The 21426-nt window shown below is 70.5% G+C and carries 18 protein-coding genes; 10 read left to right on the forward strand and 8 right to left on the reverse strand.

Translation table 11 applies throughout. The annotated features are described in order from the left end of the window. The gene (locus tag ACIRA5_RS07085) at window positions 1-1842 is read right to left on the reverse strand and encodes an SCO2524 family protein (RefSeq protein WP_403688150.1); all 1842 of its coding nucleotides are present in this window, start codon (window positions 1840-1842) and stop codon (window positions 1-3) included. Window positions 1843-1854: 12 nt separating this feature from the next. Then, window positions 1855-2664 carry an SCO2525 family SAM-dependent methyltransferase gene (locus tag ACIRA5_RS07090; protein WP_403688629.1) on the reverse strand — a complete coding sequence of 270 codons (810 nt, stop codon included), beginning with the start codon at window positions 2662-2664 and terminating at the stop codon, window positions 1855-1857. A gap of 152 nt (window positions 2665-2816) precedes the next feature. On the opposite strand from ACIRA5_RS07090, the gene ACIRA5_RS07095 reads away from it, so the two are divergent. Beyond that, entirely contained in the window at window positions 2817-3308 is a 492-nt protein-coding gene (locus ACIRA5_RS07095) for a GNAT family N-acetyltransferase (protein ID WP_403688152.1), read from the forward strand. Window positions 3309-3338: 30 nt separating this feature from the next. Here ACIRA5_RS07095 and ACIRA5_RS07100 read toward each other — a convergent pair whose 3' ends face one another. Both ACIRA5_RS07100 and ACIRA5_RS07105 read right to left on the reverse strand, forming a co-directional pair. Then, on the reverse strand, window positions 3339-4001 hold the full coding sequence (locus tag ACIRA5_RS07100; RefSeq protein ID WP_403688153.1) for a response regulator: 663 nt from the start codon (window positions 3999-4001) through the stop codon (window positions 3339-3341). Further along, the gene (locus tag ACIRA5_RS07105; protein ID WP_403688156.1) at window positions 4001-5221 is read right to left on the reverse strand and encodes a sensor histidine kinase; all 1221 of its coding nucleotides are present in this window, start codon (window positions 5219-5221) and stop codon (window positions 4001-4003) included. Before ACIRA5_RS07105 ends, ACIRA5_RS07100 begins: the two co-directional genes overlap by 1 nt. Window positions 5222-5353: 132 nt before the next feature. On the opposite strand from ACIRA5_RS07105, the gene ACIRA5_RS07110 reads away from it, so the two are divergent. The 3 genes from ACIRA5_RS07110 (at window position 5354) to ACIRA5_RS07120 (ending at window position 8348) form a co-directional block, all read left to right on the forward strand. Continuing rightward, a complete protein-coding gene (locus ACIRA5_RS07110) occupies window positions 5354-6268 on the forward strand; it encodes an ABC transporter ATP-binding protein (RefSeq protein ID WP_403688158.1) in 915 nt (304 codons plus the stop codon). Further along, window positions 6265-7113: an ABC transporter permease gene (locus ACIRA5_RS07115; protein ID WP_403688161.1), complete on the forward strand. Its 849-nt coding sequence runs from the start codon at window positions 6265-6267 to the stop codon at window positions 7111-7113. The genes ACIRA5_RS07110 and ACIRA5_RS07115 overlap by 4 nt, the downstream gene beginning before the upstream one ends. Before the next feature lie 101 nt (window positions 7114-7214). Then, window positions 7215-8348, forward strand: coding sequence for a hypothetical protein (locus ACIRA5_RS07120; RefSeq protein ID WP_403688163.1), 1134 nt, complete (start codon window positions 7215-7217; stop codon window positions 8346-8348). Window positions 8349-8377: 29 nt separating this feature from the next. Here ACIRA5_RS07120 and ACIRA5_RS07125 read toward each other — a convergent pair whose 3' ends face one another. Further along, window positions 8378-9127: a FadR/GntR family transcriptional regulator gene (locus tag ACIRA5_RS07125; RefSeq protein ID WP_403688165.1), complete on the reverse strand. Its 750-nt coding sequence runs from the start codon at window positions 9125-9127 to the stop codon at window positions 8378-8380. A 210-nt stretch (window positions 9128-9337) separates the two neighbouring features. Here ACIRA5_RS07125 and ACIRA5_RS07130 point away from each other — a divergent pair, with 210 nt between their 5' ends. The 5 genes from ACIRA5_RS07130 to ACIRA5_RS07150 are packed head-to-tail and all read left to right on the forward strand — an operon-like array spanning window position 9338 to window position 15908. Then, complete coding sequence (locus ACIRA5_RS07130; protein ID WP_403688168.1) at window positions 9338-10966, forward strand: ABC transporter substrate-binding protein; 1629 nt, start codon at window positions 9338-9340, stop codon at window positions 10964-10966. 5 nt (window positions 10967-10971) lie between these two features. Beyond that, entirely contained in the window at window positions 10972-11931 is a 960-nt protein-coding gene (locus ACIRA5_RS07135; protein ID WP_352046147.1) for an ABC transporter permease, read from the forward strand. After that, entirely contained in the window at window positions 11928-13907 is a 1980-nt protein-coding gene (locus ACIRA5_RS07140; RefSeq protein ID WP_403688171.1) for a dipeptide/oligopeptide/nickel ABC transporter permease/ATP-binding protein, read from the forward strand. The genes ACIRA5_RS07135 and ACIRA5_RS07140 overlap by 4 nt, the downstream gene beginning before the upstream one ends. After that, complete coding sequence (locus ACIRA5_RS07145) at window positions 13904-14953, forward strand: oligopeptide/dipeptide ABC transporter ATP-binding protein (protein ID WP_403688173.1); 1050 nt, start codon at window positions 13904-13906, stop codon at window positions 14951-14953. Before ACIRA5_RS07140 ends, ACIRA5_RS07145 begins: the two co-directional genes overlap by 4 nt. 19 nt (window positions 14954-14972) lie before the next feature. Beyond that, on the forward strand, window positions 14973-15908 hold the full coding sequence (locus tag ACIRA5_RS07150) for a dihydrodipicolinate synthase family protein (RefSeq protein WP_403688174.1): 936 nt from the start codon (window positions 14973-14975) through the stop codon (window positions 15906-15908). Here the strand turns inward: ACIRA5_RS07150 and ACIRA5_RS07155 are convergent. The 3 genes from ACIRA5_RS07155 to leuA form a co-directional block, all read right to left on the reverse strand. Then, a complete protein-coding gene (locus ACIRA5_RS07155) occupies window positions 15905-17089 on the reverse strand; it encodes an exo-alpha-sialidase (RefSeq protein WP_403688632.1) in 1185 nt (394 codons plus the stop codon). The two genes, ACIRA5_RS07150 and ACIRA5_RS07155, sit on opposite strands and share 4 nt — an antisense overlap. 97 nt (window positions 17090-17186) lie before the next feature. Beyond that, window positions 17187-17882 carry a TerB family tellurite resistance protein gene (locus ACIRA5_RS07160; protein ID WP_403688176.1) on the reverse strand — a complete coding sequence of 232 codons (696 nt, stop codon included), beginning with the start codon at window positions 17880-17882 and terminating at the stop codon, window positions 17187-17189. A 186-nt stretch (window positions 17883-18068) separates the two neighbouring features. Beyond that, window positions 18069-19790: a 2-isopropylmalate synthase gene (gene leuA / locus ACIRA5_RS07165; RefSeq protein WP_403688178.1), complete on the reverse strand. Its 1722-nt coding sequence runs from the start codon at window positions 19788-19790 to the stop codon at window positions 18069-18071. A gap of 353 nt (window positions 19791-20143) precedes the next feature. Here leuA and ACIRA5_RS07170 point away from each other — a divergent pair, with 353 nt between their 5' ends. Further along, window positions 20144-21217, forward strand: a complete 1074-nt coding sequence (locus tag ACIRA5_RS07170) for a M4 family metallopeptidase (protein ID WP_403688180.1) — start codon at window positions 20144-20146, stop codon at window positions 21215-21217. Window positions 21218-21426: the final 209 nt, after the last annotated feature.

Genomic DNA, 21426 nt, shown 5'->3' on the forward strand with positions numbered 1-21426 from the left:
TCAGGCCCCCTGAGCGTCGTCCCTGGCCTGGGCCAGGGTTTCGAGTTCACCGAGCACCGACAGGGCCAACGCGCAGGCCGAACCGGGCCGTTCGCCGACGATCCTGCGTGCGCGGCGGAGCCTGATCTCCAGGCTCTTCAGCGCCCTCCCCTGCCCGCTGCCCGGGATGGCCGGCACCTCCAGTTGTTCATGGCCCAGGAGGTGGGTCGATTCGCTGAGCAGGGCGCGTGCGAGGGCGGTGAGTTCGGTGCTGCGTATGGGTCGCTGGGAGTAGAGGTCGTGGGCGGCGACCATGCATTCGGTGACGCGCTCGGTGACGCTCCAGGACGGGGGTTCCTCACTCCGCGGCGCCGACGGATAGACGGCGTGGACGTCGTCCCACAGACCTGTTCCCTCGCCCTCCTCGATGCGGCGCTGCCACAGATGCTCGAAGACCTGTTCCGCGAGCCGCAGGAGCCGGTCGTGGGAGTCCGGGTTGCGGGACAGCGTGCAGAGCTGCACGGTCCGTTTGAGCAGCTGCGCCGAGAAGTCGACGATGGTCCACTGCATGGGTGGGCCCAGGGCCTCGCTGCCCTGCAGCGGCAGTGCGACACCGGGCCGGTGCAGGAGCAGGGCGCTCGCGTCGTCACGGGCCATCCGGCTGGTGATCCGGCCGTGTTCGGCGAGGCGCTCCATGACGTCGACGGTGCGGGTGAGGTCGTCGTCGGTGGCGCGGCGGCGTACCAGGTCGTGGACGAGGATGGCGGCGACGGAGAGCGAGAAGTACGGGGATTCCAGTTGCTGGCCCGTGGTCCGCCAGGGGATGTCCTCCAGCGGCCAGCGCTCGGCGTCGAAGCGGGCGATGCCCGACCAGTACTGCTGGGTGATCTCCCAGCGCAGTCGGAGTGCTTCGGCGAGTTTCTGCTGTTCGGGGTTGAGCAGGCCGAGGGTCAGGGTGCGGTCCGAGAAGAGGTCCTGGATGCCGTCCAGGGCGACGACGGTGAAGTAGAGGTACGGCACGGGGTCGGCGACGCCGTCCGGCTGCGGCCCGATCGGTTCGTCGGTCTCCACTTCGGGCGCGTCCTTCACCAGACTCCAGGTCCAGCCGCACTCGAAGAGCCCGCTCTCGTCGCAGAGGCCTTCCTCGACCTCGACACCGAGGACGACGCTCTCCGTGAGGGTGGCGCGCAGCGACCGGAAGCGGCGCTGGAAGGTCTGCAGGACGAGCCGTGGGGGCAGCCGCCCCTGGCCGAGGAGTGCGCAGAGCGTACGGCCCTGGGGGGAGTCGGCGTCGAAGACGTTGACGGTGAACGAGCGGAGCAGGCTCACCATGGCGGCGGTGAGCCGGTTGCTGCAGGCCGTCTTGAGTTCCTGGATCAGGTGCAGCATGTCGCGGCGGCCGGTCCTGGCCTCGTACGTCCTGAGGAAGCCGAGGGTGGCGAGGCAGAGGGTGACCGACATCGAGTAGGAGTCGACGACCTCCATCTCCCGCTGTTTTTCGGTGAGTTCCTGGCCGTCCTCCTGGGGGGCGAAGTAGTGGCCGCCCGCGAAGGTCGGCCTCTCGTCGTCACCGGTGTGCCTGCGCATGAAGTCGCTGACGGCCTTCAGGAGGAGCCCGGGGATCTCCGTCCGCCCGCCGGGCCGTCCCAGTGCCTTCTCCACGTCGTACTGGGTGAGGTCCGGGTCGTCGAGGCGAAATCCGGCGATCTCGGTGGCCGGGTACATCAGACAGAGCAGCCGCTCGGCATCCGCCACGCTGCTGAGCCCGCCCCATTTCCCCCAGGACCAGACGCCGTCGTCGATCGAATTTCTGGCCATCGCCCGCCATATGTCCAACAGGTGCTGACGCGGCTCGATCCGCATCCCCATGCCCCCTCACAGGTGATGTCGCCCAAACGGCCTGCTTTCGACGGTATCAGGATCACGCAGTCCGCAGGCCAGAATCATTCCCGTGTATCCCTCGCGGAGAACGTTCGGCAATCCCATCCGGCACGTCTCCACATTTCCCGCGAAACCCACGAGACTGTCGCGCACCTGGGATTCACTCACGTCACATGCGGGAAAATAATTCTCGCCCACGACATAGCCCTTGGAATGCTCCATGAACGCGGCCGCGAAGGGGGCTCCCGGCGCGAGGGCGCGCATGAAGCATTCCAGCGCGTACGAAAACTCCACGTGGGAGGTCGTCATGGACTCGGCCACGAAGAACATGGTCCCCATGGACCACTTCCCCTCTCGGCGGACCAGATCGAAGAGATTGCCCCTCTCGATCCGGACGGCCCGGCGGAACCTCGTCCGGGGGTCGCCGCCGAGTGCCGCGTACGGCCCGCTCCGGCACAGGGCGTCCCAGAACTGGTCCCAGTTCGGGTCGTACCGGCGCACCTGGGCTTTCAGATAGCTCACATTCGCGGCCGAGCGGTCGAGCAGCGTGATCTCCTCGCACCAGGGCAGCATCGCGAGAGCGGGGTAGAGATTGGCTCCGGCGCCCACGTCGATACCCTGGATCCGGTCAGCGGGATTCCTGCGGAAATGATCACTGAAATGGCTGCGCACGACGGCGATGATCTCTTCGTCCTCGGCGGCCATGGAGAGGTAGTTGTGATCAATGTAGTAACCAGGGTCGAAGTGGTCCCAGGGTGCGTCCGCGTTCAACTGGTCGACGTGCCCCGGTGATCTCGAATCCATGCCCCAAGGTATCAACACGACCAGGCCATCGGCTCTCCTTCAACCTGATCCGGCGCACGGGCGGAGGCAAGGGGGGCGCATCGCAGCAATCGGTGAAGCGATCTTCGATTCACCCCTTGAAGGATTGTGTCGCGCCACGCGATGCTGACCGGATGTCCGCTCATCCTTTGGTCCCGCTCTCGCCACCCTCCGAAATTGGGCCCTTTCACATACGACCGGCATCAGAGGACGATCTGCCCGCGCTCGTCCGCCTGGACACCGAGCTGTTCCCGGACTTCGCGTACCCGTACTTCGTACTGCGCCAGTTCCTCGACCTGTACCAAGACCGTCTCCTCGTGCTCGACGACGGCTCCTCCCTCCACGGCTACGCGCTGAGCGCACTCTCCGCGGACGGCCGCACGAGCTGGATCCTGGGCCTGGGTGTCGCCGAGCGACTGCGCGGACGGGGGCTGGCCCGACGACTCATGCAGGAGACGCTTCGAAGGCTGCCCGCCGACGGAGTGCACGAGGTGTGGCTCACCGTGGAGCCCGCCAACACCGCCGCGATCACCCTCTACCACTCCCTGGGCTTCACCCGACAGGGCGCCCGGAAGGACTATTTCGGGCCCGGCCACGACCGCCTTCTGCTGGCATTGCGCCACTGACCTCGACAAGCCTGCCGGCGCGGGGCCCGCTCACCGGGTCACGGACACCAGCCCCGCCTCATACGCGATGATGACCAGCTGGACCCGGTCCCGTGCGTCCAGCTTGGACAGCAGGCGGGTCAGGTACGTCTTCGCCGTGGCGACGCTGATGAAGAGCCGTTCGGCTATCTCGGCGTTGGACAGACCCGTGCCGACCAGGGTGAGGACCTCGCGCTCGCGGTCCGTGATCGCGGTCAGGTCGCGGCGTGGACGCGCCGGCCCGGAGGAGCGGGCGGAGGTGAAGTCCTGGATCAGGCGGCGGGTGACGCTGGGGGCGATGAGGGCGTCGCCGGCCGCCACGACCCGTAGGGCGCCGATGATGTCGTCCAGGGCCATGTCCTTGACCAGGAACCCCGACGCGCCCGCGCGCAGCGCCCCGTACACGTAGTCGTCGTCGTCGAAGGTGGTCAGGACGACGATCCTCGACTCGCCCGCACCCGTCGTGATCCGGCGGGTCGCCTCTATGCCGTCCACGCCGGGCATGCGGATGTCCATCACCACGACGTCGGGCCGGAGTTGCTCGGTGCGGGTCACCGCCTCCTCGCCGTCCGCGGCCTCCCCCACCACCTCCATGTCCTCGATGTCGGCGATGACCATCCGCAGGGCCGTGCGGATCAGCTGCTGGTCGTCGGCGAGGACGACACGGATCGGCATCACGCGGCCACCGTCGCCGCGGGCGCCGGGACCGGCAGGCGGGCCGTCACCCGGAAGCCGCCCTCGGGACGGGGGCCCGCCGTGAACTCGCCGTGCAGCAGGGCCACGCGCTCGCGCATCCCGACCAGGCCGAAGCCGGTGTCGGTGGTGGCGCCCCGGCCGTCGTCGGTGACCTCGACGGCCACGTGCTCCTCCAGGTAGTCGACCGTCACGCGGCAGGCGGTCGTCGCCGCGTGGCGTACGACGTTCGTGATCGACTCCTGGACGATCCGGAAGACGGAGAGGTCGATGTCCGGGGGGAGTTGGCGGCGCGCGCCCTTCCAGTGGACGTCGACCTGGACGCCCGCCGCCGTTGTCGCGGCGGCCAGGCGGTCGAGGTCGGCAAGGCCCTCGGCCGGGTGCAACCGGTCGCTCCCGGCGGCGGCCCGGTCCTGGTCCCGGTCCGCCTGGCGCAGGGCGACCAGCATCCGGCGCAGCCCCGACAGGGTCTCCCGTCCGGCCGTCTCCACCGCCGTCATCGCCTCGCGCGCGGCATCCGGCTGGGTGTGGACGACGCGGGCCGCCGCCCCGGCCTGCAGGGCGATGATGCCGATGCTGTGGGCGACCATGTCGTGCATCTCGCGGGCGATGCGCAGGCGTTCGTCGGTGACCGCCTGGCTGGCGGCCTGGGCGCGGAGCGTCTCGCCGTACTCGCGGGTGCGGTGGGAGGCGTCGCCGAGGAGCCAGGCGACGACGGCCGTCAGCGCCACGGTCAGCTCTTCCAGCGTGCCGATGCCCCATCCGCGCAGCAGCCGTACGGTCTCCCAGACCACCAGGACGGCGAGCGCCATGCACAGGGCGGTGACTCCGGTGCGGCGGGGGCGGCCGGCCGCGATGAAGTAGAGGGCGAGGTCGACGGCGAGGAACTGGGCCGGCTGGATCGCTCCCGCGGCCAGGTTGGTGGTGAGGAAGGCGGCGGCCGTCAGGAGCAGGGCGAGGGCCCTCAGCGGCCGTCGGTGCAACCACACGCTGCCGAGCAGCGCCAGGGCGCAGGCGATGGTCAGGATCAGCAGGCCGTCCCAGCGGTAGAACTGGACGGCGGCGAACTCGTTGGCCGTCTCCTCACCGGGGAGCCGGATGCGGGCGAGGAAGGTGAACGCCGTGCTCGCGCTCCAGGCCAGGGCCACCCAGACACCGGGCGGCACGAGTTTGAGGCGGGGCGGGAGCGGCATGGCATGCATGCGGCGATCGTAGGCACGGGGGCCGTGGACGGGCATCGGTCCGGGGACGTACACCCCTGGTCGACACCGGCGGGGGAGAGTGTCGGCCACGGGGCGATACCGCGCGCGGGGCGCCGAGGAGACGGTGGTCGTGTGATCGAAGTCAACGAACTGACCAAACGGTACGGCGACACCACCGCCGTACGGAATCTGACGTTCCAGGTGCGCCCGGGGCACGTCACCGGGTTCCTCGGCCCGAACGGCGCGGGCAAGACGACGACGCTGCGCATGCTGCTCGGGCTGATCGGGCCGACCGGCGGGAGCGCGACGATCGACGGGCAGCCGTTCCGGCGTCATCCGCGCGGGCTGCGGCACGTGGGCGCGCTGCTCGACGCGGGCGATGTGCACGGCGGGCGCAGCGCGCGGGCCCATCTGGAGGCGCTGGCGCGGAGCAATCGCATCCCCCGGAGCCGGGTGGACGAGGTGCTGGAGGAGGTGGGGCTCGCGGGGGCCGCGGCGCGGCGCAGGGTCGACGGGTTCTCGCTGGGCATGCGGCAGCGGCTCGGCATCGCCACCGCGCTGCTCGGCGAACCTCCGGTGCTGCTCTTCGACGAACCCCTCAACGGGCTCGATCCCGAAGGTGTGTTGTGGGTGCGGGAACTTTTCCGCAGGCTCGCGGCCGAGGGTCGTACCGTCTTCGTCTCCAGCCATCTGATGTCCGAGATGGAGCACACCGCGGACGAGCTGATCGTCATCGGACGGGGTGAGCTGATCGCCGCGGAGAGCGTGACCGCGTTCGCGGCGCGCGGCACCCGGCCGACGGTGACCGTGCGGACGCCGGACCTCGCGAAGCTCACGGCCGTGCTGTCCGAGGAGGGCGCGGCGGTGGCGCCGTACGACGACCGGACCCTCAGGGTGACGGGCCTGAGCGCGGCCCGCATCGGTGAACTCGCCTTCCACCGCCGGATCCTGCTCGAGGAACTGACCCCGCAGGCCGCGTCCCTGGAGGCCGCCTTCATGGAACTGACCGCCGATAGCACCGAGTTCCTCGCCGGAGACGCCCGATGACCGCTCTCGCCCTCACCCCCGCTCCCCCGCACCCCGCCGCGCGGTTCACCGATCTCCTCGCCGCCGAGTGGATCAAACTCCGTTCCCTGCGCTCGACCTACTGGGCGCTCGGCGCGGGCGCCCTCGCCGTCATCGGCTTCAACGCCAACGCGGCACGGGTGCACGCGCACGACTATCCGCGCTACAACCCCCAAATGCGCTCCATCGCCTGGGAGTTGGCCTTGCGTGACGCCTTCACCGACGGGTCGGCCCTGATCCTGATCCTCGCGGCGGCAAGCATCGGCGCGATCACGGTCGTCGGGGAGTACTCGACGGGCCTGATCCGCACGACCCTCGCGGCCGTCCCGGACCGGCGTGCCCTGATGGCGGCGAAGGTCGTGATGGTGACGGCGGTGATGACGCTGTACGGCGCGTTCGTCGCGAGTGCCTCCTTCGCCTCGACGCAGGCGATCCTGACCACCCGTGATGCCGCCGTGTCGATCACCCACGTCGGTGCCCTGCGCGTGGTCGTCGCCTCCGCGCTGCTCGCCCCGGTCTGCGCGTTGGCGGGCATGGCCTTGGGGGCCCTGATCCGGCACAGCGCGAGCACGATGGTCGCCGTCACCGCCGTCCTGCTCCTCGTCCCCAGCTTCATCACCGACCGCTACCGCTGGACGGCCGCCGTGCGGCACGCCCTGCCCGTCAACGCCTGGACGCGGCTGACCGACGTCGCCTACGGCCACGATCCCTTCACCCGGCTTCCGCGCTACGGGGCGACGGTGACCGGCAGTTGGGTGGTGCTGGCGGCGTGGGCGGTGGTGTCGGCGGTGATCGTCGTGGTGGCGGTGGACCGCCGGGACGTGTGAGAGGTCGCATGGGACGGGCGCGTACGGAGTTGTCAGTGGGCGGCCGTACTGTGCACCCAACGCACACCACGCCGTACGGCATCACGCGCACTGGAGGAACCATGTCCGCGAGCGCCCGTCTCGTCACCACGCTCGCAGGCCCGCTGGAGTCGGCCACGGCCGGCTTCCCAGGAGAGCGGTGCCTGCCCGGCCGGACGCTGATCCTGCAGAGCGACGACACCCAGCTGGCCGCGTACGACCTGGCCGCGGCGCTCGCGGGTGAGGCGTCGGTGGCCCGCTTCCCGTTGCCGTGGCCGCGCCGCTTCGGGACGTGCACCGTGTCGCCGGGGCTGGACGTCGCCGTCTTCGCGGGCGTGCACGCGGTGCGGGCGGTGAACCGGCGGGGCGCCACTCTGTGGGAGGTGCGGCACGGCTGCTGGGAGGGGAGCTGCCGGGAGATGCACGCCTCGTTCGACGAATACGGCATAAACGGCGAAAACGGCGAAAACACTGACAGACGTGGGCACTTGTACGCCGACAGCGGCTCGGTGGTCTTCTCCGCGGACGGCAAGCTCGTGTGGGCCCATGTGCGCGGGCCGCTCGCGGCGGGCGGCGGGGACCCGGACGTGATCGAGGAATGGCTGGTGCTGGACGCCACCGACGGGACGGTCCTCGGGCAGGCGGACACCCAGACCGTGGCCGCCGGTTCGGGGCACGTGTTGCACCCGGATCCCGGGCAGATGGGGCTGAGCGTCGGCGAGGGACAGGACGGGGCGCCGCTGCTGTGGGGACGCTGGGACGGCGAGCGGCTCACGGTCGACCGGATCGGCGACGACGACCGCTGCCTGATGGCGGTGAGCCCGTCCGGCGAGCACTTCCTGACGGTGACCCACTACCAGGAGGCTCTGGCCCTGCACCGGGTCGAGGACGGCTCGGTGGTCTCGGAGCTGGACGCGGAGGAGGTCATTCCGGATCACCCCGCCCTGCACCCGGACAACGACGAGCCCGAAGTGCGCTGGGACTACTACGGCGGCTTCCTCGACGAGCACACCGTCATCGCGGGCACGAGCGAGGCCGACGAGGAGTACGGGGCGGGGCGGCACTGGCTGGTCGACGTGCGGGACATGCGGCTGCTCGGCGAGGTCACCTACCCCTTCCCGATATCCGGCGTGCCCAGCACCCTGGGCGACGGCAGCTGGTACACGATCGCCGAGGACACGAAGGAACTCCAGGTGTGGCGCCTGGGCGGCGTCTAGCGCCGGTCCGGTTGCGGGGGTGGGCTGGTTCAGCCCACCCCCCTGGACTCCTGGGCCGCCCTCGCCTCGATGCCGCGGAAGTGGTCGGCCATCGCGCGTTGGGCGGCCTCCACGTCGCGGGCGCGCAGGGCGGTGACGATGTCGCGGTGGCGGCGGACGGTCATTTCGGGGGACGGGTCGTCGGTCCAGCCGCGTATGCCGGCGACCCGGCTGAAGACGGTCCAGAAGGCGCCCAGGAGCTGTGGCACGAGCGCGTTGCCGAGCGAGGCGTACAGCAACTCGTGGAACTCGCGGTCGAGTTCCGGGAAGGGGCGCCCTGAGCGGCCCGTCTCCTCCATCTCGGCCACAACGGCTTCGAGGCGGTCGAGCTCCGGCTCGGTGAGCACGGCCGCGACCCGGCGTATCAGCCCCTCCTCCAGCACCTCCCGTACCTGGAGGATCTCCGCCAGCGCCCCGGTCTCGTTCTTGTCGTCGGGCTGGGCGAGCGTGCGGAAGGTGAGGCCGTCCACGAAGGGGGTCAGGGAGGCCTCGCCCACGTAGGTGCCGTAGCCGTGCCGGATGTCGACTATGTCGAGGGCCTGCAATGCCTTGAGGGCCTCGCGGACGGAGTTGCGGCTGACGCCGAGGTCCTGCATCAGCTCGGTCTCGGTGGGCAGCGGGGCGCCCGCCTGGAGCCTGCGGTCGAGGATCAGCTGCATGACCTCGCGCTGGATCTGACTGCTCACCCGGCGCTCGGACCTGCGCTCGGGCCCGCGCCGGTTCCCGGTCTCCTCAGACATGCGCCGCATCGTACGCTCACTGGACATCCGACGTCCCACCTCCGGGTGGATTCAGCACCAACTACCCAGGTTTCACGGCTTCATTGGTCGCACCTCTGGAAGATACGCCATTCGTGTGCGATCCCTTGACCGCCCTCACGGGCCCTCTTATGGTCACGCTGCCCACCATGACGTAGGACGTCGTATCTCCCGCCTCTCCCTGGAGGAACCGTGCGCGACGTGACCGACCACTCGGCGCTGCACCGCCGACGTTTCCTGAAGTACTCCGGCGCCCTCGGCGCGGCCGCGGCCCTCTCCTCCTCGCTGGCGGCCTGTTCGTCCGGGCCGCAGTCCACCAATGACACCGGCGGCGGGAAGGGCGGCAAGGACGCGACGCTCACCGCCGTCATCGGCTACGGGAACGACGGCAGCTGGGACCCGACGCAGACCGCGTCCGCCTTCGCCATGGCGGCCAACAACCACATCTACGAGGGGCTGCTGGACACGGACCCGATCTCGCGCGAGCCGTACGCGGCGCTCGCGACCCAGGTGCCGGGCGATCTCAGCGGCACGTCCTGGAAGTTCACACTGCGGGCCGGGGCCACCTTCCACGACGGAAAGCCCGTCACCGCCGACGACGTGGTCTTCGTCTTCGACCGGATCCTCGACCCGAAGACGCAGACCCTCGGCAAGGGCTTCTTCGTGAGCTGGCTGAAGGAGGTTCGGAAGATCGACGCGTCGAACGTCGAACTGGTGCTGAAGTTCCCCTTCCCGGAAGGCATCGCGCGGCTCACCCTCGCCAAGATCATGCCCAAGCACGTCTTCTCCCAGCCGGGTGCCTGGGACGACGCGATCAAGGGGAAGGCGGTGGGCTCGGGGCCGTACCGGCAGACTGCCCACCACCCCAAGTCGAACACCACCTTCGAAGCGTTCGCCGCCTACAACGGCCCGCGCAAGGCGGCCTTCAAGAAGATGAACTGGCTGACCATCGTGGACGCGGCGCCGCGCGTCGCGAAGATCTCGGGCGCGAGCGCCGGGGCCCAGATCGCCGACAACATCCCGTACGCCAACATCGAGCAGCTGAGGAAGGGCGGCATGACCGTCGAAGGCGGCGCGGGGATGAACAACCTCTTCCTGATGTTCAACACCCAGCACAAGCCCTTCGACGACGTCCGCGTGCGCCAGGCCCTGCACTACGCCATCGACACCGGCAAGATGGTCGAGGTCGCCCTCCACGGACACGGCAAGCCGTCGAGCTCGTTCCTCAACGAGGGGAACCCGGCCTACCGGCCGGCGAAGACCGTGTACGGCTACGACCCGCAGAAGGCCAAGCAGCTCCTGAAGGCCGCCGGGGTCTCCGGGCTGAAGATCGAGATCCTGTCCGTGAACGTCAGCTGGATCGTCGACTGCCTGCCGACCATCAAGGCGTCCTGGGACGCGATCGGCGTCGAGACCACGCTCTCGCCGCAGGAGACGACGGCCGTCTTCACGAAGATGGACCAGAAGCAGGACTACCAGGTGGTGGCCGCCGCCTCGAACCCCAACCAGTTCGGCCTGGACGCCGATCTGATCATGCACTACAACTACGGCCCCGAGAACCTGTGGATGCAGTACGCCCGGTGGGCGGGCGACCCGGTCGCGAAGCAGCTCTTCAAGGACATGGACCAGGCGACGCGGGAGCCGGACGCCGACAAGAAGAAGACGATGATCCAGGACTACATCGACGTCGTCGCCGAACAGGCCGTGCTCTACCCGGTCGTGCACAACGAGCTGATGACGGCCTGGGACCCCAGGAAGCTCACGGGGATCAGGGCCCAGCCCTATCCGGGCGTCAACCTCCTCCAGGCCAAGTGGGCCTGACGTAGATGACGGCCATCGTCCGCATCCTGGCCCGCCGTGTCGCCCTGCTCGTACCGCTGATGCTCGGCATCGTGCTGTTCGTGTTCCTGGTGATGCGGTTCTCGGACGTCGACCCGGCGTCCGCGTTCTTCCAGGGCGCCAACCCCACTCCACAGCAACTGCACGACTTCCGGCAGCAGAACGGCCTGCTCGACCCTCTCCCGGTGCGTTACGTCCACTTCATCGGCGATCTGCTCCACGGCGACCTGGGCACCAGCGCGCTGACCCGGGCGCCGGTCGTCGACCAGGTCACCACCGCACTGCCGCTCACCCTCCAGCTCACCTTCCTCGGCCTCGCCATCGCGGTGGTGCTCGCGCTGCTCGGCGGGGTCACCGCCGCGATCCACCGCGACCGACTGCCCGACCAGGTCATCCGGGTCGTGTCGCTGACCGGGGTCGCGGCGCCCGGCTTCTGGCTGGCGCTGCTGATGATCCAGTACCTGGCCGTGGACCGCGGCTGGTTCCCGACCGGCGGATACATCAACCCCGGTGACTCGCTGAGCGGCTGGCTGAAGACGATGACGCTCCCCGCCTTCGCGCTGTCCCTCCCGGTCGCCGCCCAGCTCACCCGGATCGTGCGCACGGCCGTGGTCGAGGAACTAGACAAGGACTACGTCCGGACGGCCATCGGCAGCGGACTGCCGCCGGTGGTCGTGGTCGGCCGCAATGTGCTCCGCAACGCGCTGATCAACCCGCTGACCGTGCTCGGCCTGCGCGTCGGCTATCTGCTCGGCGGCGCGGTCGTCATCGAGACGATCTTCTCGCTCCCCGGCATGGGCAAGCTGATGATCGACGCCGTGAAGAACGGCGACCCGGCGGTCGTCCAGGGCGTCGTCCTGACCACGGCCACCGGGTTCGTGGTCGTGAACCTCGCCATCGACATCCTGTATCTGCTGGTCAATCCGCGACTGAGGGATGCCACGTGACGATCCCCCCGCTCTCCCGCCGACGTCTCACCGAGGGCCTCGCCCGGCCCGGCATCCGACTGCGACGCCTGCCCGTCCTCTCCCGGATCGCCCTCGGCTTCCTCACCCTCGTGGTCCTGCTGGCCGTGTTCGCGCCCCTGCTCTCCCCGCACGACCCGCTCGACCAGCAACCGCAGGTCGACGGCACCGGCGCCCCTTCCGGCAGCCACTGGATGGGGCAGGACAGCCTCGGCCGGGACATCCTGAGCCGGCTGATGTACGGCGCCCGCTGGTCCCTCGCGATCGGCCTGGGCGCCACCGCGCTCGCCCTCGTCGTCGGCGCGCTCCTCGGCGCGATCGCCGCGACCTCACGGGGAGCCGTCGACGAGACGCTGATGCGCTGCCTGGACGTCGTGATGGCGTTCCCCGGCATCGCGCTGGCCGCCGTCCTGGTCGCCGTCTTCGGCGGCGGCATCACGGTGCTGATCTGCGCGATCGCGTTCCTGTTCACCCCGTCGGTGGCCAGGGTCGTCCGCGCGAACGTCCTCGACCAGTACGGCGAGGACTATGTGACGGCGGAACGGGTGATCGGCGCCCGCACCCCGCACATCGTGCTGCGCCACGTGGCCGTCAACTGCGCCGCCCCCGTGCTGGTGTTCTGCACGGTCCAGGTCGCCGAGGCCATCGTCTTCGAGGCCTCGCTGTCCTTCATCGGCGCGGGCGTCCGGCCGCCCGACCCGTCCTGGGGCAGTGTCATCGCGGACGGCAAGAACATGGTGCTGACCGGCGGTTGGTGGGCGACGGTCTTCCCGGGTCTGCTGATGCTGATCACCGTACTGTCGCTGAACATCCTCTCCGAGGGCGTCTCGGACGCGTGGGCGGCGCCCGTGGCACGGGAGGTGGCGGCGACGGCGACCGCGGGTGACCGGCTGGAGACGCCCGAACCCGGCAGCGGAGAGGTCCTCGAACTGCCCGGTCTGACGGAGGCCGCCGCCCGCCTGCGCTCCCGGGCCCGCCCCCTGCCCACCGGCCGGCCCGTCCTCTCCGTGGAGAACCTCGTCATCGGCTTCGACGCCCGGCACGGCGGGGTGGACATCGTCGACGGCATCGGCTTCGACGTGCACCCCGGTGAGGTCCTGGGTCTGGTCGGCGAGTCGGGCTGCGGCAAGTCGCTGACGGCGCTCGCGGTGATGGGCCTGGAACCGAAGGGGGCCCGGGTCCGGGGCCATGTCCGGTTCGATCAACGCCAGTTGGTGGGCGAGCCGATGCGCGTACGACGCCGTCTGCTGGGCCACGAGATGGCGATGGTCTACCAGGACGCGCTGTCGTCCCTGAACCCGGCGATGACGATCAGGGCGCAGCTGAAGCAGCTGGTGCGCCGGGGCGGCAGACAGACCCCCGCGGAGCTGCTCGCTCTGGTCGGTCTCGACCCCGGCCGCACCCTGCGCAGCTACCCCCACGAGCTCTCCGGCGGCCAGCGCCAGCGTGTCCTGATCGCGATGGCCCTGTCCCGGGGCCCGAAACTGATCGTGGCGGACGAACCGACCACGGCCCTGGACGTGACGGTCCAGGCACAGATCATCACCCTGCTGCTGAAGCTGCGGGAAGAGCTGGGCTTCGCGCTGATCCTCGTCTCGCACGACCTGGCCCTCGTCGCGGACGTCACGGACCGCGTGGTGGTGATGTACGGCGGTCAGATCGTGGAGACGGGCGTGACGGCGGACCTGGTGGAGGCGCCGGCCCACCACTACACGCGCGGCCTGCTCGGCAGCGTCCTGTCCCTGGAGTCGGCGGCCGAACGGATGACGCAGATCAAGGGGGTCGTGCCCGCCCCCGCCGACTTCCCGGCGGGCTGCCGGTTCGCCGACCGCTGTCCGCTGGCGAGCGAGGTGTGCCGGACGACGGCGCCCGGCCTGCTGGGCACCCGGACCCACACGGCCGCGTGCCATCACCCCGCGGTCGATCTGATCACCGCACAGAGCGAGGCCGTCCAGTGAACGCGCTCATCACCCTCTCCGACGCCCATGTCGTCCACAAGGCCCGCTCCGGCGGCCTGTTCACCCGCGACCGGGTGTACGCCCTGACCGGCGCCGACCTCACCATCGCGCCCGGCGAGACGATCGGCGTCGTCGGCGAGTCCGGGTGCGGGAAGTCGACGCTGGCGAAGGTGCTGGTGGGCGTCCAGCGGCCGACGTCCGGCACCGTGCGCTTCCGCGACCGTGACCTGTGGTCGATGCGGCCCGCCGAGCGACGAGCGTCCGTCGGCGGCAGCACGGGCATGGTCTTCCAGGACCCGTCGACGGCCCTGAACCGCCGCCTGCCCGTACGCCGGATCCTGCGAGACCCCCTCGACGTGCACCGGCGCGGCACGGCACGGGAACGGGACGACCGGGTGCGGGAGCTGATGTCCCTGGTGGGCCTCCCCCGCGCCCTGGCGGACGCCCTGCCCGGCCGGCTGTCCGGCGGTCAGCGTCAGCGGGTGGCCATCGCGCGCGCCCTGGCCCTGGACCCGGACCTGGTGGTGGCGGACGAACCGACGAGCGCGCTGGACGTCTCGGTCCGCGCCCAGATCCTCAACCTCCTGCTGGACCTGAAGGAGCGCCTGAACCTGGCCCTGGTCTTCGTCTCGCACGACATCCAGACGGTACGGAGGATGAGCGACCGGGTGATCACGATGTACCTCGGCCGGATCGTGGAGGAGTCCCCGGCCGCCCGGGTCACCGACCGCGCCCGGCACCCGTACACCCGGGCCCTCTTCTCTGCCACGCCCGGCCTCCTGGACCCGATCGACCCGATCCCGCTGGTGGGCCCGGTGCCCTCGGCCACGCACCCGCCGACCGGCTGCCCGTTCCGCACCCGCTGCTGGAAGGCCGACGGGGAGTGCGTGAGCGTGATGCCGGACTTCACGGCCGCGTCGACGCCGGACCACCGCTTCCGGTGCCACCATCCTGTGGAGGAGGACCAGTCGACGCGCGACCTGGTGGCCCAGGCCGTGTCCGCGGCGCCCGCCGTGGCCGACATCCCCGCCCAGCAGCAGCCTTGATCGTCCCGAGGGAGCCTTCATGCCGATCCCCGCCCCGCTGACCGGTGTCGTTCCGCCCGTCTGCACGCCCCTGACACCGGACCGTGAGGTGGACGTCCCCTCGCTCATCAGGCTCGTGGACCACCTCGTGGACGGGGGCGTCGACGGCCTCTTCGTCCTTGGTTCGTCCTCGGAGGCGGCGTTCCTGACGGACGCCCAGCGGCAGCTGGTCGTGGAGACGGTGGTCGCCCGTGCGGCCGGCCGGCTCCCCGTGCTGGCCGGGGTGATCGACATGACCACGCCGAGGGTGCTGGACCATGTGGCGTATGTGACGGCGGCGGGCGCGGACGCGATCGTGGCGACCGCACCCTTCTACGCCCGCACCCACCCGGCGGAGATCGTGCGCCACTTCCGCCTGGTCGCCGCCCGTTCGTCCGTGCCCGTCTTCGCCTACGACATCCCGGTGTCCGTCCACACCAAGCTGGGCGCGGAGCTGGTCCTGTCCCTCGCCGCGGAGGGCGTGCTGAGCGGCCTCAAGGACTCCAGCGGCGACCTCGCCGCCTTCCGCGCCGTCGTCACGGGCGCCCGCGCCCACCCCGACCTCACCGGCTTCACCACTCTCACCGGGTCCGAACTCGTCGTCGACTCCGCGCTCGCCCTCGGGGCGGACGGGGCCGTGCCGGGTCTCGCCAACGTCGACCCGCACGGGTACGTACGGCTCGACCGGTTCTGCCGAAGGGGTGACTGGGAGCGGGCGCGGGCCGAACAGGAGCGGCTGTGCGGGCTGTTCGGGATGGTCGGGGTGGGGGACCCGGCCCGGATGGGCGGCGGTTCGTCGGCGCTCGGGGCGTTCAAGGCGGCACTGCACCTGCGGGGCGTCATCGCCTGCCCGGCCACCGCGGAGCCGCAGGTGCCCCTGTCGGAGGCGGAGGTCGAACGGGTGGGGAAGTACCTGGCGGGGGCGGGCCTGCTCTAGGCCGGCCGGCGCAGACGCCGGAACTCGATCCTGTCGTACGGCCGTGCCGAGCCCGTCTCGTACAGGATGCCGATCCGGTCGTGCCCGAGGTCCACCAGGTCCGAGTAGGCGGCCGGGGCGGAGGAGAGGGTCGTCGCCCTGGTGAACGTGGCGCCGTCGTCCGTGCTGCGCCAGAGGGTCATCGCGCGGCGGGCGGTGGGTACGGAGGGGGCCGAGAAGAGCAAGGGGGCGTGGGCGCCCTGGAGCTGGAGGACGCTGCCCTGGACGACGGGGACGTCGTCCAGGGTGGGCTGGATCGCGTAGGGGCGGTCCAGGGTCTCGCCGCCGTCGCTGGAGTAGGTGTCCAGGCGGTTGCCGGGAGTGGTGCCGCCCTCGTCGCGGGCGCTGAAGTACAGGCGTCCGTCGGGGAGTTCGGCCGCGCCGCTCTCGTTGGCGTCGACCCGGCCGTCGTAGGTGCGGTCGGTGAAGCCCAGGTGCCAGGTACGGCCGCCGTCGTCGGAGTAGATCGCGTGCGCCCCGTAGTACTTGGCCTCCCGGCCGGTGTCGGCCGAGCCCGCGGGCGGGGCGGCGGAGTGGTTGGCGGGGACGACCAGACGACCGGCGTGCGGGCCGTGGCGCAGGGCGATCGCATGGCCGGGGCCCGTCGCGTACCAGCGCCAGCCCGGCGGCTTCACCTCCGCCGTGATGTCCCGGGGAGCGGAGAAGCGCACGCCGTCGTCGCCGCTCGTCTGGACGAAGACGCGGCGGCCCTGGCGCGCCGTGACCTCGCCCCGCATGATCCGCGCCTCGGTCACCGCGCCGCTGTTGTAGGAGGTGACCAGGACGATCCGGCCGGTACGCGGGTCCACGACGGGCGCCGGGTTGCCCCGGGTGTCCCCGGCCCCCGCCGTGACGACCCGCAACGAACCCCACGTACAGCCGCCGTCGAAGGAGCGTCTGAGGACGACGTCGATGTGACCGCTGTCGCCCGCGCCGTCGTACCGCCCCTCGGCGAAGGCGAGCACCGTGCCCGCGCGGGTGGTGACGACCGCCGGGATGCGGTAGGTGTCGTAGCCGCCCTCGCCCGCGGAGTACGGCACGGAGGAGACGCAGCCGGTACGAGGGCCGGGGGCGGCGGACGCGACACCGGCGCCGGAGGCGAGGAGGCCAACGGCCAGGGCGGCGACGAGGCTGCGACTCAGGGCGGTCCCCGCTCTCCCCCGCGCAACACGAGGGCCCGGTTACGGTGTGTTGCTCATACCGTACCCCGAGTCACCGACCGTCACTCCCGCCCCCTCGCTACGAGGGCGTGCGCGCCGCCGCCAGCAGTCGCGTCACGTCGTCGGCGCAGATCGTCAGCGCCGCGCCCACGGTGGCGAGGACGTCCCGTTCGGCGGGGGTGTACGGGCCGTCCGCCAGGGCGATCCGGGCGCCCTGGAGCAGGATCGACTCACGGCCGGTCGCGGCGAGGTGCGGCGCCAGCGGATCCAGGGCCTCGTGCAGCTCTATGGCGAGGCCCGCCCCGCACGGCTCCCCGAAGATCCGGCCCGTGTCCGCGGCGAGCGCCTCGACGAGGGCGCCGAGCTGGTCCTCCGTGCAGTCGTCGAAGCCGGCCGAACGCACCGCGGTCGCCGCGGTCTCCAGGGACGTACGGGAGCAGGTGCCGCCGGCGGCGAGCACGGCGAGCGCGACGGTGTGGACGGCGTCGCGGAGCATCGCCGAGAAGCGGGTGGTGGTCGGATGGTCGAGGACGTCCGCGCCGTAGTGGCGGCCACAGGCGGCGCACTCGACGACGGGCCCCGTGTCACCGCGCGGCAGGACCGGGACACCGAGGAGGGTGAAGCGGCGCCGGCCGGTGAGCCGCTGGTAGTTGCGGTCACCCCCGCAGCCCGGGCAGAAGAACTCGCCGTCCCCCATGGTGGTCCACGCGGTACGGGTGCCTAGGATGCGGGAAATCTGCACTGCACGACCGTTTCGTCCCCATCCTGGCAGCACGCTCGCACACCTCCGTCAGGCCGCGGCAACATCGCCGCGCTGGCGTGATGTTAGCCACATTGTTGAGGCGGAGTCAGTACCTTGGACGAGACCTTTCCGTGATCTCCACGGCGATTGGCCGGTATACGACGGGGCCCTGTCCGCCTCAAAAGGCGGACAGGGCCCCGAAAGTGCCGGTCAAAGTCCTCAGCGGGCCGCGCGGTTGACCGCGGAGACCACGGCCTTCAGCGACGCGCGTGTCGTATTCGCGTCGATGCCGATTCCCCACAGGACCTTGTCGCCGATCGCGCACTCGATGTACGAGGCGGCCTGCGCGGAGGCGCCCTCGCTCATCGTGTGCTCCTGGTAGTCCAGGAGGCGCGCGTCGATGCCGACGGACTGCAGGGCGTCGAAGAACGCGGAGATGGGACCGTTGCCGGTACCGGTCAGGACCGTGTCGGTGCCGTCCACCGAGGCCTCGACGGTCAGCGAGTCGATGCCGTCGCGGTCGGTCGTGGTCTGGCCGGCCTTGACCTGGATACGGCCCCACGCGTTGCCGGGGTTCGGCAGGTACTCGTCCTGGAAGATCGCCCAGATGTCCCTCGGGGTGACCTCGCCGCCCTCGGCGTCCGTCTTCGCCTGGATGATCTTCGAGAACTCGATCTGCATCCGGCGCGGCAGGTCCAGCTTGTGGTCGTTCTTCAGGACGTAGGCGATGCCGCCCTTGCCGGACTGCGAGTTGACGCGGATCACGGCCTCGTACGAACGGCCGACGTCCTTCGGGTCGATCGGCAGGTACGGGACGGCCCACTCGATGTCGTCGACGGTGACGCCCTTCGCGGCGGCGTCCGCCTCCATGGCGTCGAAGCCCTTCTTGATGGCGTCCTGGTGGGAGCCGGAGAAGGAGGTGTAGACGAGGTCGCCGACGTACGGGTGACGGGCGTGGACCTCCATCTGGTTGCAGTACTCGGCGGTGCGGCGGACCTCGTCGATGTTCGAGAAGTCGATCTGCGGGTCGACGCCCTGCGAGAACAGGTTCATGCCCAGGGTGACCAGGTCGACGTTGCCGGTGCGCTCGCCCTGCCCGAACAGACAGCCCTCGATGCGGTCGGCGCCGGCCATCAGGGCCAGCTCGGCGGCGGCGACGGCCGTACCCCGGTCGTTGTGCGGGTGCACGGACAGGCAGACGAACTCGCGGCGGGACAGGTTGCGCGACATCCACTCGAAGCGGTCCGCGTGCGTGGACGGCGTCGAACGCTCCACCGTGGCGGGCAGGTTGAGGATGATCTCGCGGCCGGGGCCGGGCTGCCAGACGTCCATGACGGCCTCGCAGACCTCCAGGGCGAAGTCCAGCTCGGTGTCGGTGAAGATCTCGGGGCTGTACTGGTAGCCGAACGCCGTCCGCTCGTCGAGCAGCTTCTCGGCGTACTCCATGACCAGCCGCGTGCCGTCGACGGCGATCTGCTTGATCTGGTCCTTGGAACCGCGGAAGACGACCCGGCGGAAGACCGGGGCCGTCGCGTTGTACAGGTGGACCGTGGCGCGCTTGGCGCCGACCAGGGACTCCACCGTGCGCTCGATCAGGTCCTCGCGGGCCTGGGTCAGTACGGAGATCGTGACGTCGTCCGGGATCGCGGTCTCGTCCTCGATGATCGAACGGACGAAGTCGAAGTCGGTCTGCCCGGAGGCCGGGAATCCGACCTCGATCTCCTTGTAGCCCATCGTCACGAGCAGGTCGAACATCTCGCGCTTGCGAGCCGGGGACATCGGGTCGATCAGCGCCTGGTTGCCGTCCCGCAGGTCCGTCGACAGCCAGCGGGGGGCGACGGTGACACGCTGGTCCGGCCAGGTGCGGTCAGGGATGTCCACCTGCTCGTACTTGCCGTACTTGTGGACCGGCATGGCGGTGGACTGCTGGAAGTTCGGCATGATGCGTGGGCTCCTCAGAGGGTGTCCGGAAGGACGGCCGACGGCGCAACGCCGAACTCCGCGGGGAGGGGGTCGGCCTCGACTACAGGCCCTCGCCGCGGCAGCTAAGGAGAAGCAGCCCGATACGCATGATGCTCCGCAGCCTAGCCGAGCCTCACTCTCTCCGGAGGGCTGTATCAGTATGCGGGATCGTGGTCACATAAGGAAGAAAAGGGACAAAAAGTGTGGCGTAGCACTCAGAGTGAGCCCTTTTACCACTGAAGAGCGGACCGATGGGCTCCTTATCGCCGCATTTCACACAATCTTGGTCGCCGGTAGTGACAGCGGAGTCACTCAGTGCAATTGTGCCGGGCATGACCGCGAACCCGGCAGGCTTCGAGCCTGTCTTCTGCACCATCGTGCCGCCCCACGTCCTCGACACGCTGGCCCAGCACGAGGACCCCGCGCTCGCCGGGCCCGCGCGCCGCACCCTGGAGCGCGACGCCTTCGAGCGCACCCACCGCCGGCTGACCACGGTCATCGGCGCGCCCACCGTGGCCCCGCCCCAGGGCGCGCCCGCGGACAAGCCGCAGCGCACCATCTACGACGCCAGGCACCACCAGGACCTGCCGGGCAAGAAGGTCCGCGGCGAGGCCGACAAGCCCGGCAAGGACGCCACGGTCAACCGCGCCTACGCCGGACTCGGCGCCACCTTCGACCTCTACCTGAACGCCTACGCCCGCAACTCGGTCAACGGCGAGGGCCTCCCCCTCACGGCGAGCGTCCACTACGACGTCGACTACAACAACGCCTTCTGGAACGGCGAGCAGATGGTGTTCGGCGACGGCGACGGCGAGATCTTCCTCGACTTCACCATCCCGGTCGATGTCATCGGCCACGAGCTGACCCACGGCGTCACCCAGTACACGGCGAACCTCACCTACTTCGGTCAGCCGGGCGCTCTGAACGAGTCCATGTCGGACGTCTTCGGCTCGCTGATCAAGCAGTACACGCTCGGCCAGACCGCCGCGGACGCCGACTGGCTGATCGGCGCGGGCCTGCTCGCCCCGCGCGTCACCGGCAAGGCGCTGCGCTCCATGAAGGAGCCCGGCACGGCGTACGACGACGACGTGCTCGGCAAGGACCCGCAGCCCGCGACGATGGACGGCTATGTGAAGACCGGCCGCGACAACGGCGGTGTCCACATCAACTCCGGCATCCCCAACCACGCCTTCTACCTGGTCGCCCAGTCCCTCGGCGGGCACGCCTGGGAGCGCGCCGGGCAGATCTGGTACGACGTCCTCACCGGCGGCGAGCTCCCGTCCCAGGCGAGCTTCTCCGACTTCGCCAAGCTGACGGTCGCCCAGGCCAGGAGCCGGTACGGCGAGGGCGAGGAGCTCCAGTCCGTCACGAAGGCCTGGGAACAGGTCGGGGTGCCGACGTCGTAGCTTCGGCGCCCGGCTCGTACTAGACAGGACCCATGCGTATTCAGGTAAGGCGCACGGGCGGATTCGCGGGCATCGAGCGCCGTGCCGAGGTGGACACCTCGGGGCGCTCCGACGCCTCCGAGTGGCGGGGGGGGGGCGCCCCCCCCCCCCGCCCCCCCCCCCGCCCCCCCCCCCCCCCGGGGGCCCCCCCCCCCCCCCACCCCCCCAAC

This window comes from Streptomyces sp. NPDC096311 (assembly GCF_044763085.1).
Taxonomy (GTDB): Bacteria; Actinomycetota; Actinomycetes; order Streptomycetales; family Streptomycetaceae; genus Streptomyces.